We start from the raw sequence: 14957 nt of genomic DNA, 5'->3' as shown, positions 1-14957 counted from the left end.
GTATCTTTGATGTCACGCGCTTTTGATGCATGCAATCAAAGTAGTATACAGGAGGCGTTATTTGGTGCCTATAGATCAAATTATGGCAGATGGTGGACTATTTTTTGGCAAAAGGTGGCCGATGACTTGGCCTCCTTCAATTGTCCAAATAAATTAAAGCAAGTTCTCTATCTAATATTTACATAAATTAGGTAAAAAAGATTTGATAAGTATAAAATCCCTTTCCCAATAATTAATAAAACGGAATTTTTGATGTTTTTAGTTGATGAGTAGTATAGCAATGAAAATGTAATTAAGTCAAACAACGGTGAGATTGAAGAAATAACTTTGAAGTTTAGAGAGATATACTCATTTAAGAATAAGACGGCAACATTTGTGATTGTCATCGCCAAGACTAAGCTCCTAAATAAATCTTTATCTGTATCTACCGACTTATCACCAAATAAGAGAAAAAATTTTAATATTAAAAAGATAAAAAGCAATATTAATATTGATCCAAAAACAACAAGAATCATTACTCCTAGATTAAATTTTAAATCAGATAAATCCAATATAGTTTGTAATCGTTTTAACTGTGATTGAGCAGTTTTAATTTTCACTAAATATTGGTAAAATAAAAGAATATAGGAAACAAAATAGGGGGCCAAAAAAAGTAAGGATAATAAACTATTACTTATTGATTTCCTCATGGAGTTCACCTCTTTCAATTGATAAAACAGTATAATTGAATTTACATCCATTTTCTATATCATTATGTGAGACAATGATAGCGCAAGAACCATTATTAACACATTTATTAAGAAGATTTAAAAGTATATCTCGGCTCTCCTTGTCCACCCCGGATAAAGTTTCATCTAAAACAATTAAGTCCCAATGGTCTATCGCCGCTAACAATGTACACCCTATTTTTAAATTCATCCCCAAGGAAGCTTGCTCAGAAAATGTTTCCAATTGTTCTGATGAATATAAGCTATTTATAACTGACTCGATTGATTTATTAATGCATAAATTATGAATGCTATATAGTAATGAAATATTCTCGATAATGGTCAAATAATTGTGATTAAGTGGTTCATTAGTTAAATAGAGAATATTTTTATTGTTATTAATTATTTCCCCTTTTGAAAACTTTTCAATATCGCAGATACACCTTAATAATGTACTTTTACCACTTCCATTTTTCCCCTTTAAAAAATATATTGAATCTACAAATTTATAACTAATATCGGAAAATAGCTCATTTCCTTCATATGATTTATTGCAGTTTATTAATTCAATAGGTGTCATTAATTCAACGCTCCTTCTATTAGTCCTGCTATCAATATATTAATAATACATAACAAATAAAGCTTAATATTTTTTTTTACGGAGAAAAAAACATTTTTTAGATTAAAGCTTTTAAATAGAATAATCATATTAACCCACGACAAATACATATAAAGTAACATATTTGGAAATTCTATAAAAGCATGTTTGTACAGTAATAAAAAAGTAGGAAGCAATCCTCGAAGATGTATGCTTACCCATAACTGATAGATAGTTATAATTAAATCAATAAAAATTAATAACGGAGTTAGCGGAAACAAAAAGAAGTACTGGAAAAAATTGATGGTGTTATTTTTTATAATATCCAAACTATACAATATGCTTGGGCTTTGATTATGTATAATATCTCCTCTTTGTAGGTTATTATTGAAATATGATAATCCAAAAAAATCAAATAAAAAATATATAGTTATTGCAAGTACTATAATGCTCAAAGAAAATTTTAAATAGGACTTTATATTAACTCTAACAATTTCCATACTAAAACCACCTTATATTATTATATATTAAACATAAATCCCTTAATTACGATAATCGCAATTAAACTTGTAATTGTGAGATATTCAAATAAAATAGTGTTTCCTTTTTCCCTTCTAACAGATACTTTCTTATCCAATTTTTGATAAACTAATCCTAGAACAAACATAATAATTATTGACAATATATTATTTAAGATGCTTCCAATTGTAAAGTCCAAGACAACTACTTCAGTAAAGAATAATATTATTATATAAACCAATAATTTGTGAAATTGCTTTGATAGAAAAAATATTTGAAAAGAATCTAACGGGCTTAAATGATTAAAAATATAGAAGGCGGTCGTTTTGTTTATTTTAATAAATGCTTTATCTGCATCAATCTCTAAGTCAAGCAAATAAAGAATCATAATTAGTGTTGAATAGTCGTTATAAATATTAATTTTTCTAGAAATTATAGCATATGCTACTATTATCAAACCACTAATAATATTATCTTGTGCCGGACTTCTTAAGGCATAACATTTAAACAATTCTATATATTTATTTTTTGAATTATGTAGAGAAGATTGATTGAAATGTTGTTTCTTTACAATATTAAAAGTTATAGACCCTTTTCTAGGATAAGTGTAAAAAGTACTCAAGAATAAAAAGATAATAAAAATCCACTCCAACCATATTAAATTTATAAAAGATAAAGATACGCATAAAATTGTTACGCAGTAAATGAAAAAAGTCAATTGTTTCTTTTTAAGAATCCTACAAAAAATTAAATTAATTTGTAGAAGAACTGAGAGGAGAATATAGCTTAACATATTTAGATGTACTAAGTTAAAAGCCAAAGAAAATATATTAAAAAAACAAAACATAGGTAAAAATGGATTATATCGAAAAAGTACATATAAATAGTATTTCATTAGTACTTTTGAGTTATAAAGATAATTCATAGTAAGTGTTGACCTAATTACAGAACCAATCAAAGGTGAGTTGTACTGCATGAGGAAAAAATTTATTGCAAAAAATATTAAAAAGCTACTTATTAACGTTGAAGCAAATGACAAAAGAACAAGTGCTGAAAAATAAAGAATCAAAATAAAAGGAAGATATAACGAGGCTTGTTTTTCAATCTTTAATTCTCTTATTAATTGTTTAATAACTGTTTTTGCTATCATAATTTTCTCCATCTCTCAGTATGTATAAAACTCATGCCAGACTCTTTAAATGTTCTTTGGTAGAAACATTAAAAAATCTGACATGAGTCTTGTTTTTACCAAGCTGCGGCATACTTCTTGCCAAATTTCTTGATTAAAGCTTTTGCAGTAAACAAAATACCAACGCCAATTCCGCCGCCGCCGACAATTGCTGCAATAAGCCCAATAATGGCATAAATACTTGATGCAGTAGAAATTATATCAATTGCTTTTTTTGCTGCGTAAGAACTTATGCCCAAAGTACTCGCCAGATAAGGCGTGTTAAATCCATGAAATAGAGTAAATGCTAAACCGAGGACAGCCACCATCACAATAGAAATTTTAAGTAATAAGCTATTTTTTGCCAAGTTCATTTTTATCACCTCTTTTCATTCTTTATATTTAATATAATAAACTCATTAAAATAAAAAGTACGTCGAATACTGTCGATAGAAGCAAAAAATTTATAAAGATATAGTTAATGATATTTTTATGAGATGAAAGACCAGTTATCTAAACCATTAGAAGCATTATTCAAACAGCGAAAAACCAAACAAGCGAACAAAATGTGCGCGAGGAGTCATGCACGTAACGACACAGTTAATAAAGGATTTTAGGCATCACGTTTTACTAATAAGTTACATTCCACCGATAGTATTTTTATGACCTATTAATAGTAGTCATTGGTTTTTTATAGAATAATAGAAAAATGCTATTCCCGGCACTTTTTCTAATAAAACTGTTATATGAGAAAATTTAAGTGTACAATTATTTAAACCTGCATTCCCGGATTCTGTAACGATGTTTGAGTAGAATCCTTGATTTAAATCTATTTTCGCTTTGAAGCACTTGTTATAAACAATAATGTAGAACAAATGTATAAAATCGTTACAAATGGCTATACTTCAGCACTTTCAAACTTTTCTCATTATACATTCTGGGAATGCAGGATTTAAAACAATCAATGATTTTATCTCGAATTTTTTCTTCTATTCGACAGAAAACCGAATAAAGATAACTGTTAAGATTGGCTAGTCTAAATGATTCCTTGGTGGAAAGTCAATACTCTGCCGAATTGTTACCGATTGAGAACCGTTCAAACTATCTGAAAACCTGTACATGCAGACTTTGTTGGCCTTTCAGAAACAATCGTCGTTTTAACCTTCTATAAGAGTTACTTCTGCTAACAGCTCAGTAACGATGCTAGCTGATATTATTTAACGATCATCCAATTTCTATTTTTTTCTAAAATCAAATCAAACTGTGAAATCTGCGTTGCTTTTGTTTGCTGATCAAGGTACTTTACCGATAAGGAGACGTGAATTTGCGTGCCTTTTTTCTGATACACTGGATTAATAAGCTCTGAGAAGATATAATCCTTGCCAATGGGTTTCAGTACATTGTCTTTAACGTAGTAGGACAGCTCTTCTTGATTTGCCGTAGGGTAGAGCTTAAAAAATGTCGTTAAAAATGTGTTAATCTCCCCTGTAGTCGCTTCATCCACCGTACTATCACTGTTTATCGCTTTAGGTTCGTACGTTGACTTTGTAGGAATCCCACAAATAGTGGGATTCTTAATGATGACCATATTTCCGGTTTCATCCACATAAACCGTCACTTCATAAGAGGCGTTCACCGGCTTTTTGGTTTTACCCTCTGCGATCAATTGCTCAACAGAGAAGGCGACGGCATATTCGTGAGGACTGATTCGTTGCACTTTCCAGATTTGCACATCGTTAATTTTGGAAGAGGTGGGGATGTCCTTGCGAATGGTGTCCGTATTTAAATCCTGTAGCGCTTTTGTCAGATAGCCATTAAGGACTTCGGTTCGCTGGTCGATGGACTCTTGATTGTTTTTCCACGAATAATAGACTTGAGCAAAGTTTTTCACAAAATTTTCGATGGCGCTCGTATCGACCACCTGTTCTTTAATCACCTGGGTTTCATGAACCGTGTGCCGATTGATGGCGGTAAAGTTTTTATAGATGCCAAAAGCCACGCTACCAATCAATAATACCCATAGAAAAATCACCCATTTTCGATGGGCCCCCACTTTCATTACGTGGATCTTTTGCGATTTGGACAGTTTTGCTTTGCTTCTGATTTTCATTAATTAAAACTTCCTTCCTATTTGTTTTTAATGCGTCCTGCACTGACGAAGTGTTTTTTCCAGTAAGAAGTCGTGAGATGGGCATAGCCAATCGGATCACCGGCTTGGTACATGCGATGGTTCCCAACATAAATCCCCACATGCGTGATGTACGTTCCGGCATTATATGTGCCGTGAAAAAACACCAAATCCCCCGGCTTTGCTTCTGATAGCGGAAGGTGCTGCGTCGCGTCATACTGTGCTTGAGCCGTTCGAGGCAGGCGAATGTCCGCTTTGCCAAAGCTCCATTGCGTCAATCCACTGCAATCAAAGGACGTGTTGGGGTTGTCTCCACCGAACACATAGCGCCAACCTTGGTATTTCAACGCTTCATTCATGATCGTCTGAACGGTCTTATCATCGAAATGCGCCACAGCCAGATAGTGCGAGACCAAAGCGACATAGAACATATTGCCATAACGGTAGCGCCAACCCCCGTTTTTCTCCACAGCGACCGGATGGGTATAGGAAACCTTTTCCCCAGCGGCTTTTTCTTTCGCGAAGTTCTCGGCTAGTTCAAGAGTGTACTTTTTACCGTGACTAGCAACGTAATCTATGAAACTTCCTCCGTAGTTGTAGGATTGAATCACCGTATTGAGATCGCATCTTTCTTTTTTGGAAGTTTGTAGTAAAGCCGCAAGGTATTTGCATCCCTGTCGAATCGAATCCTCCACTGTAAAGGATTGCTCAGGCTGTCCGGTCGATGCCATCGACTGCATGACGTCTCGACCACGTCCACCACTTTCCACCTGCATAATCGCAAGTAACTCACCGACATAGCGCTTGATCTTGTAGTTTTTGGCATACTTCTCCACCATTGGCTGGTGGACCAGTACGTCTTGGGAAAGATTAGCGCCTGCAAGATCGATCCCATTGCTGCTGTTTCCATCTTCTTCATTGGAAATGAAAACAGCGACAAAAATCAGTAGGGAAAACAGCACAGCGAAAACGGCACCGAGGATGAGCCAAAGTTTTCGTTTCATTTTCGGCGCCCTCTCTGCCGACGAACCATGCGTTGCCTTATCTGTTGACCCGTTTCTGTCCCATTATGTTTGAGGGCTGCCCCTTGCTTTTTGGCTAATGGAGGCCGTTGTCGGCTCTTTTGGGGCGTAACCGGTTGTCGCGTTGCATTTGGCGGAGTTGGTGCGTGCTCGTTCCGCGTCGCAACGGAACGTATCCTGTTCAACTCCTGCTTGGTGAGCGCTTGGCGGACTGTTGAATCTGGCATCCGGCCAACCCAAGGGTTAAGCGCGGGATTTTTTGCTTGGCTTTTTTTCGCCTGATCTTTCGCTGAGCGGACGGGGTTGATTGTCCTTCGGTTTGTCTTTGGCGTGGAATCAGGCATTACAGACTGTGCCGATGCCAAATGAGACGTTACCGCTTTTTGCTTCTTGGTTGGTTTATCTTTTGTTGGTTCGATTCCGGAACGCTCAACGAGAGACGAGTGAGTTGCCTTTTGTTGACGCGCCCGATCCAATTCCAGTCGGCGTTGCGCAAGCGTCAGGCGCTGCTGCATTGGGCTCTCTTTTGGGTTCTGTTTTTTGATTGTTACTCTTTGCACCGTACGGGTTTGGGTGTTCTCTGCCTTTTTGGTCATCGGATCGCGTTTCTCATTCTTCTCTTGAATCAAGACTTGACGGGTATTCGTGAGGCTAACCGCTGTCTGCTTGTTACTTTCATTCGAGTTGTTCGTACTCCGTTTTTTGGTAGTTTTGCCCGCACCGACCGACCGATCGATGTGGGCCTCCAGATGGGGCTTCTTTTTAAACGAAGCAGAGGTTGATTCTTGGGTTGGACGCTCACTGCGGGTTTGCGTCCGTTGAGAAGCTCCAGATCGCGACGCTTTTGCTCTAGACTCTGGGCCTGCTGCCGTACCAGTTGCTCTACCCGTAAAAAAGTGTCCCATTTTCCGCTTCCATCGCTGCGTTTCGCGATGGAAGAAACGATAGGGTCGTTGCAAAATTCGACGGCCCATCTGCTGAGACTCACTCGCCTGCAAATGAAACTGGCCCATCAGGTCGCCTAATTTAGCGTAAATCCCGGCAAACGTGACGATTTGGAGAAAGGCAATCAGGAAAAATGGAAATGTACCAGACAGGGCATAGAGCATGGTGGAAATCGAAAAAGCAATTGTAACGATTAGGGTAATGCCTGCCCGCGTCATGATGACATTAAAGAGCTTCATGAGTGCCTGTTTCCCCATGCCGTTAAAACCTGGAATCATCGACAGCAGAAAACTGATCGGTAGGAAGAGGGCATAGATAATGAACAGAATCTGCGAAAAGATCATGATCCCCGAGAGTAAGAACACGAAGATGGAAATCCCGATATTGAAGAGAAACAGGAAGAACACCATTCCGAGACGCGGGGTCGTCTTCGTAAGCGTCAGGTTCTTGTTGTTCTTGTTTTCAATTTCCTCTTTGACGGCTGTTTCCCGGTCTTGACCATTGTGGGCATCCGGACTTTTCGACAGCAGCTTTTCCACCCGTTTCGGCCCGATTTTCTTCATATCAGAATTCCCATATTGCAGCAGGAGCCAAGGCTGCTGCACCTGTATCGAGAACAGGTTATCCCGGATAAGAGGGGTGCTGTCCTGACCCTGACTTTCCGAATGCGGCATAACCATTTTCGTCCCCAGCGACAGACTGGCCTTACTGACATCTGCCGAAAAATCATTGATTTTATCGATATAGTCCGGGGCATAGGCGATAAAAGACGTTGATAAAAGAAAAACCACCAAGAAGTTCATCACAGCGTGCATCGCTTTGGTGGTTTCCCGCTTGATCACCCCGACATAGGCCACGTAGATGCCGAGGATTAAGAGAAACAGAAGCAGGAACCCCGGATAGAACCCGGAGCTTCGAAAGCCACTCGGTGAAATCCCGGCCAGTGTCTGCATGTTTTTGCCAATTGCGCTCGAGGTCTGGGAAACGAAGTCTAAGGAATAGGCTTCCTGCACGAGATACCCGGTCGCGTTCGACAGGTAGAGGGAGAGCGTCCAAATAAAATTGGTGATCGCATAGAGTCCGTACATGACCTGTTTGCCGATGCCATCGGTCCAATTCCAGGGCAACCAGTCCCATGAATTGTCTACGTAAAAATCGAGCTGATAATTGTCCAGTGGATAGTGAGAATAGGTATGTTGCGCGCTGACCGTCTCATCGACAAGACCGGCCGCACGAGCGAAAGTCCCAATTAGTATGAAGAAAAGGAGCGAGCCGACCGTGACCAACAAAACGGTGTGGACGATGCTCCCCCACTTTTTCAAGTGCATTTAAGTCGCCTCCTTTCGAACCGGCGGGCGGGTATCAAAAGCATGGAGCAGTTCTTCAAAAACCGGATGAATCTGGATCACGCCGACACGACCATACAAGTCAGAAATCAGGCATTGACCGTTTTCAAGGTCACGCAAACGTTTCTGGTTGTGCTCGTCTTCCTTGTCAACGCCGAAGAATTCCAGTGTCTTCTTGATCTCATGGATATCTGTTGAACGAAAGGCAAATTTATAGCAATAGGTAAGACTTTGATGTTATCTCCACCTTTTCCCCTGCTCCACACCGTACATGAGACTTTCACCTCATACGGCGTTCCATCTTATGAATCACATGGGCAATGCAAACAGATTACAGCTTTTACGTAGCTGATTAACTTTCTCAAGCTGATTTCCGTTCAGCTTAAGTACTTTTAGATAGTTTGTAATTGTTTCAGGGGTCGTTGCGTGAACCAGATAATGAACAAACTTATGAATACAGATCAGATTATCGAACTTGTCTGAGTCTCCCATATATTTTGGGATGACATGGTGGCAGTGTAGTAAATCTGACTGGAGGAAGTTACCTGTCACTGCGCACTTGCCCTGCTGCATAGAATACCGGGATAATCTGTTGTCAAAGTATTCGGTGTTTGAAGCATTACCTTTTAGAAGATGTGCCAGTTCTGTTTGAACACTTAGGTTAAGTGCCTTGAACCGAAGGTTCCTACCCGCTTCTGTATAATCACAGAGTTTAGGATTAAAGCATAGAAACCTCTTGCAGTGCATATCTCCAATGGGATATAGGTATATTCCATGGATGGACCAAGTCTTGAAGTGCCCTTTGAATTGTTGCTGATAAACCCGACTTGGTTTGATTGGATAATGGAATTTACCTATTGACTTAAAACAATTACAAAGGGTCTTCGAGCAGGCGTAGGCTATTTCATAAAAATCTCTGGATATAAGCGTTGCCCCACAAAAATAATTCCGGATGCCAAAAACGTAGACATTGTAGTGCATAATATTTTGCGTAGTGGGTGATCGCTTAATGGTTTTGGCTAGAGATCGAATGCGCTCTTTTATACGCTTCTTTCGCTTTATTGCCATTGTCGACTTCGCCACGTGTCGCTTTCGCATTTTGTACGTCATTAAAGAGAAATCAAGGAAGTCGGTTTGTCTTTTGCGAAAGTTGGTGACGGAAGACTTTTCTGGACTGATCTCAAGCTTCAAACGAGTTTTTAGATAGTCTGTCACAGCATGAAGAATTTTGAACGCCGATTGATACGTATTTGTAAAGACTTTGAAGTCGTCCGCATAGCGAACAATGTACATCTGCTTTAGCTTTGATTGCTTAAGTGCTCGTCGTCCATTTTGTTGCGTATATTGTCTCTTGGTTTTCATATTTTCCCATTGGTTACTGATCCACCAATCGAGATCGTTTAGCGCAACATTGGCAAGTAAGGGGGAGAGTATCCCACCTTGAGGTGTACCTTTTTCTGGTATACCCACACCCTTTATTGGTGCTTTGAGCATTTTGGCAATAATCCCTAAAACGCGCTTATCTTTGATGCCGATGTTCCAGAGCTGCTTGAGTAATCTGGTATGGTTGACATTATTGAAAAACGACTTAATATCAATATCTACGACATAGTGGTTCTTTGTGATGTTGATCAGGAAATGGCACCGTGCAATCGCATGATGCGCTGATCGATTAGGCCTAAAGCCATAAGAATGTGCGTAGAATTGTGCCTCGCAGATTGGCTCAATGATTTGCTTGATCATTTGTTGGATCAATCGGTCACGCATAGTCGGAATTCCGAGTGGACGTCGTTCACCGTTTGGTTTAGGAATTTCAACACGTCTGACTGGTTGGGGGACATAGTTGTCCAATGATCTTCTGGCACCGTCAACAAGCTGTTCAGTACTCAATTTTGCAAAGTCTTTTATCGTATAACGGTCAGTTCCTGCTGTATTCGAGCCTGTATTACGTTTGATACTTCGATATGCGAGCAGAATGTTTTCCTTAGAGAGAATGAGCTTTAGTAAGTCAATGCCAGCTGTTTCCCTCCGGCGACTCTTCTCATAGAGCGTATCGAGTGTTTCCTGCATGTCGTAATACTCAGCATATCGTAAGGTTGTACTCACTGATGGCAAAGCCCCTTTCAGAGTTTCATCCCATCGTCATACTCGACCCTGTGAGTTACATCTGTTTGTATTTACCAGCAATTTCTAAGACTTAGGGCTGTCTCTCCACGTTGATTAGGCGCTTCATCGATCCTGTGCCCTTACTTTCACAAGGACAAAGTCATTTCGGTTATTCCTTATAGACACCTTCCCGGTAGTAGCCGTTTGAGTAGAAGTTCCTTGCTTCCAACGTTCCGATTAATTTAGCTGTACATATATCCTTAGGTGCTTGCTATGGGCCTGATGAGGACTATGCTGTCATTGTTCAGCATCCCGAATTTCATAGGTCTGACTTTTACTTTTCGGTGCTCATCTTCGCGTCACACGAATAGTATCTTTCGATACACTACATCTTTAGACTCGTACATTCGCAAGTTCGTCAGTCATTCAGACATTCTCACCCTAGATATTTTGTAGCGTCCCGGCCTATCTTTTTGCGTATGCTTACGCACTTAGCAAAATTTCGGCCGCCTTTACCTAGCTTCATACACTCTGAAACTACTGTTTCATCATGCATGCAGGAGCTCAGACAATTTGTTTCGGACCAACTTGACGGTTCTCATTCCAAATTTCAATTAATCAGTTGTGACTATCATAGATAGCCCGCTTGTTTCGTAGTTACCTACTTATCAAGCAACGTTTCGCACGAGCCCAATATTGTTTTTCATCTTTTCGTCCAGCAAGTCATCGGCATTCTGCGTCACGAAATAAACCCCGGCATTCATCGCACGCCCGGCGCGCACCAGCTTGTTGGAGAGGGTCTTGCCTTGGGCGACTTGCAGGAAACTCCACGCCTCATCCAAATCGACGATCTTAAACACACTACGGTCCGAGTGAATGAAATCAAGGGCAAAGGTGCTGATCACCATTAAAATCGCCACACTTAACAGCTCCACCGTGGTATAGTCCTTAAATGCCGTTTCCGCATCAGGCAGCACGAGGTCGGCCACTTGGATAATGTTCAACTGCTTATCTAGGCTAATCGACTGAAGTGCAGTACCGTCGGAGAACAATAAGTGTCCCAAGTTACTGTCCTTAATACTGTCGATATGATCGGCAATGCCGCGCGCGACGGGAGTGTTTTCCTTGTAGAGCACATCAATGACACGCAGCAGTCCGCGTCGGTTGCTTTGCGTCACCTGACGGATCGCCTTACGTAAAGTAGGAAACTTCTCGCCATCTCGACTGGAAATACCGGTGAGAAAAGTCAGAATGTCAATGGCCAAACTCTCTGCATCCTTCGTCTGCTTCATAATTACGTAGGGATCAAGCAAGCCTTTGTTCCGTTCCTCGCGGGTCAGATTGATGATATTGATTTCCTCGGCGATGTCCGGCAAGGTCTCTTTCCACCGGCCACGCTCCGATTTCGGATCAACAATCACCGCCTGTCCGCCGAAGAGGACGGCATAATAGACGAGCAGGTTGTTCGAGAAGGATTTACCCCCACCAAGGGAACCGAGAAAAGCAGCCGCCAACGCATTGGTGACCGAACCCTTCACCCCCTGCGCCGCCAGACTTGGCTTTAAGTACACGTTGCGCCCGGTGTCCAGATTGTAGCCGATATAGATGCCTTCGGTTTCCCCAAGCATCTGCGCAGCCCCAAAACCTAAACCGGCGAGAAAATCACTGGTCAATAGCGATAGGTAACCCTTTGAAATATTCTCTAGGTTTTCCCCCGCTCCACACCGTACGTGCGATTTTCACCGCATACGGCGTTCAAACTTGTTCTTATTTAATTAATTCAGTTAAGTTACATTTTTGACGATATTTGTTTAACTTCTCCAGTTGTTTACTCGATAATTGAAGAAGTTGTGTATATTCATCAATCGCTTCGTTTGTTTTTGAATGGATAAGCCTGTGTACCCATTTATGAACAATGACTAAGTTAGTAAATTCATCTGTGCCTCCAGAATAACGAGGAATAACATGATGACAATGGACATCTTGTGCTCTTAGAAAATTTCCAGTGATTGCACATTTCCCATTTTGCATAGAATATCTTGACAGACGATTATCTAAATATTCAATGCTGTTGTCTGTTTCCATCGCACTCAGGATAATCAACTCAGAATAAACCGAAGGTTTTAGTCTTTTCGATTTGTACAAACGTCCATCCAATGTATAGTTGTTGATTTGTGGTTTAAAGAATTCCAACCTTTTCCACTTAACACTATCTAGCGGAAATAGGTAGATATTCCTCACACAAAACGTTTTCTTTGTGAGAGGATAAAATTTCTTATACGTTATTGGTGGACTTCTGGGAACCTCATACTTTCCAAGCTTCATTAAACGATTGCATAGTGCTGGTAAGCAGGAATAGTAGATAGAGGAGAAATCATGATTGACCAAGGTGGCCTTTTGATAATAGTTTTGAATCCCCCGTACATATTGATTATATTGATTGATATTCTTTCTCGTAGGAGATTTCCGAATAGACTTTATCTTTTCTCTGGTTTCCTTCTTGATTCTACTCTTTGCTTTCTTTGAGACTCTTGATACGGTAACGTATTGCTGTTTCTTTTGTTTTACGACCTTTAGCTCAAACCCGAGAAACTCCGAATAGTTTCTTCTAAGGTTTGTAATTCTTGACTTATCTGGTGCTATCTCTAGGTTTAATCGTTGCTCAATATATCCTTTGACCGCATGATAAATTTTTATGGCATGCTTATGATTATTTGTGAATATTTTAAAGTCATCACAATAACGAACGATGTGCATTTTCTTTAATCGGGATTTCTTCAAGACGTGATGTGTATTGTCTACGCTACTGTATTTCTTCTTAGTTTCAAAAGTCTCCCATTGATTGGCAATCCACCAATCTAAATCATTTAGGACTACATTTGATAATAAGGTTGATAGCACTCCTCCTTGAGGTACTCCACAACGAGAAACTCCCTGTCCTGCTACTGTAGCTTTTAGCATTTTCGCAATGACTGCTAATACACGTCTATCCTTAATCCCAATATTAAATAACTGCTTTATTAGTTTGCCATGATGAACATGGTCAAAGAATCCCTTAATGTCTATGTCAACGATGTGATGACATTTGCATTTGTGAGCAATAAAGTTACATCGCGCTATTGCATGCTCTGTGGAACGATTGGGTCGGAATCCATATGAATGCTTGAAAAATCTTGCTTCACATATGGGTTCTAATACTTGTTTGAACATTTGTTGAATCAAACGATCTTTCATAACAGGAATTCCTAGAGGGCGAGTCTTCCCATTCCTTTTTAGAATGTTCACTCGTCTAACTGGTTTGGGTTGATAATTTTCAAGTGTTCTCCTAATATCGTCTACAAACTTTTGCTTGTTTTGAATTTTGAAGTCACTTATCGTCTGATTATCTATGCCAGCTGTCTTAGAACCAGTATTTGTCTTGATAGTTCGATATGCGAGAAGAATATTTTCCTCTGACATAATTATTTTGTAAAGGTCGATACCGCTTGTTGCTTGTTGGCTACTTCTTTCATATAACCAATCAAAAGTCTCTTGCATTTGATAGTATTCGTAATATCGTAGTTCTGTACTCACTGATGGATTATTTCTCTAACTTTTAAATTAGTCCCATCCTCTTACCAGACCTTGTGAGTTTCACTTAACTGTATTTATTTCAGAAGAACAAGTCTTGGGACTATCCCTCAACGTTGATTAGACGTTTCATCGGTACCGTGCCCCTACTCTCGCGAAAATTAAGGATTTTCGACCATCGGTCTTATATCCAACACTCCAATAACAGTTGTTGAATAAGTGTTTTTCGCTTTCCACGTTCCAGTTATCCTAGCCATACATCTATCCTTAGGTGCTTACTTTGAGCCTGAATACTATATAAAGTCATTGTTCTTTATCCCGAATTTCATAAATACGACTCTTACTTTTCGGTAGTATTCGCTGCTTTTGCAGCCCAATTATCTTTCGATAAAAGTCATCCTTTAGACCCGTACATTCGCAAGTTCGTCAGTTCCGTAGGAACATTCTCACCATAGATAGTTTGTGGCGTCCCGGCATATCCTTAACCCTATAAGTTTTAGCTTACTTAGGTCCTGTTCTGCCGACTTTACCTAGCTTCACACGACTATCTACTGTTATAGATAATCGCATGTAGGAGTATCAGACCAGTTGCTTCAACCAACTTGACGGTTTTCATTTCAACTGTGAGATAACTAGTTGTCATTATCTTTGTGTAGATAATCCTCCCATTTCATGTTTTATGCACTTATAGGGAAACGTGTCGCACCATACTGGACGTAATCATTCATATACCGCTTGCTGGCCGGGAGAAATTCGCCGTGCAGCCCGATCATGTCCCCGAACGGACGCACGAGTTTAATATTAAAATCATCGTAGAAGTCCATGACCTCGTTACAACGCCGCTTCAG

Annotated in this window: 9 protein-coding genes and 2 pseudogenes; 1 reads left to right on the top strand and 10 read right to left on the bottom strand. The window is 39.7% G+C overall.

All coding sequences use genetic code 11. The features are described 5' to 3' along the window. Positions 1 to 186, top strand: a 186-nt coding sequence (locus tag NIE88_RS20960) for a hypothetical protein (protein WP_253065415.1), incomplete at its 5' end; no start/stop codon positions are given. Positions 187 to 669: 483 nt separating this feature from the next. On the opposite strand, the gene NIE88_RS20955 is transcribed toward NIE88_RS20960, so the two are convergent. The 10 genes and pseudogenes from NIE88_RS20955 to ltrA (NIE88_RS20910) all read right to left on the bottom strand — a co-directional run bounded on the left by NIE88_RS20955 (position 670) and on the right by ltrA (NIE88_RS20910) (position 14112). Further along, positions 670 to 1287 carry an ATP-binding cassette domain-containing protein gene (locus NIE88_RS20955; protein ID WP_253065413.1) on the bottom strand — a complete coding sequence of 206 codons (618 nt, stop codon included), beginning with the start codon at positions 1285 to 1287 and terminating at the stop codon, positions 670 to 672. 538 nt (positions 1288 to 1825) lie between these two features. Continuing rightward, on the bottom strand, positions 1826 to 2974 hold the full coding sequence (locus NIE88_RS20950) for a hypothetical protein (RefSeq protein ID WP_253065411.1): 1149 nt from the start codon (positions 2972 to 2974) through the stop codon (positions 1826 to 1828). 95 nt (positions 2975 to 3069) lie between these two features. Next, positions 3070 to 3321 carry an uberolysin/carnocyclin family circular bacteriocin gene (locus NIE88_RS20945; protein WP_309247064.1) on the bottom strand — a complete coding sequence of 84 codons (252 nt, stop codon included), beginning with the start codon at positions 3319 to 3321 and terminating at the stop codon, positions 3070 to 3072. A gap of 884 nt (positions 3322 to 4205) precedes the next feature. Next, positions 4206 to 5102 carry a conjugal transfer protein gene (locus NIE88_RS20940; RefSeq protein WP_253065407.1) on the bottom strand — a complete coding sequence of 299 codons (897 nt, stop codon included), beginning with the start codon at positions 5100 to 5102 and terminating at the stop codon, positions 4206 to 4208. A 17-nt stretch (positions 5103 to 5119) separates the two neighbouring features. Next, the gene (locus NIE88_RS20935; RefSeq protein WP_253065405.1) at positions 5120 to 6124 is read right to left on the bottom strand and encodes a bifunctional lytic transglycosylase/C40 family peptidase; all 1005 of its coding nucleotides are present in this window, start codon (positions 6122 to 6124) and stop codon (positions 5120 to 5122) included. Further along, positions 6121 to 8415, bottom strand: coding sequence for a CD3337/EF1877 family mobilome membrane protein (locus NIE88_RS20930; protein WP_253065403.1), 2295 nt, complete (start codon positions 8413 to 8415; stop codon positions 6121 to 6123). Before NIE88_RS20930 ends, NIE88_RS20935 begins: the two co-directional genes overlap by 4 nt. Continuing rightward, positions 8416 to 8646 (bottom strand): annotated as a pseudogene (locus NIE88_RS20925) (ATP-binding protein); the annotation flags it as partial. 96 nt (positions 8647 to 8742) lie between these two features. Then, positions 8743 to 10539, bottom strand: a complete 1797-nt coding sequence (gene ltrA, locus NIE88_RS20920; RefSeq protein ID WP_253065401.1) for a group II intron reverse transcriptase/maturase — start codon at positions 10537 to 10539, stop codon at positions 8743 to 8745. Between the two features lie 686 nt (positions 10540 to 11225). Further along, positions 11226 to 12224 (bottom strand): annotated as a pseudogene (locus NIE88_RS20915) (ATP-binding protein); the annotation flags it as partial. Positions 12225 to 12306: 82 nt separating this feature from the next. Continuing rightward, complete coding sequence (gene ltrA, locus NIE88_RS20910; RefSeq protein ID WP_253065399.1) at positions 12307 to 14112, bottom strand: group II intron reverse transcriptase/maturase; 1806 nt, start codon at positions 14110 to 14112, stop codon at positions 12307 to 12309. Positions 14113 to 14957: the final 845 nt, after the last annotated feature.

The sequence above is a fragment of the Sporolactobacillus shoreicorticis genome, assembly GCF_024125445.1.
Taxonomy (GTDB): Bacteria; Bacillota; Bacilli; order Bacillales; family Sporolactobacillaceae; genus Sporolactobacillus; species Sporolactobacillus shoreicorticis.
Note: the sequence above shows the minus strand (reverse complement) of the source record. Positions and strands in the feature narration are given on the sequence as shown.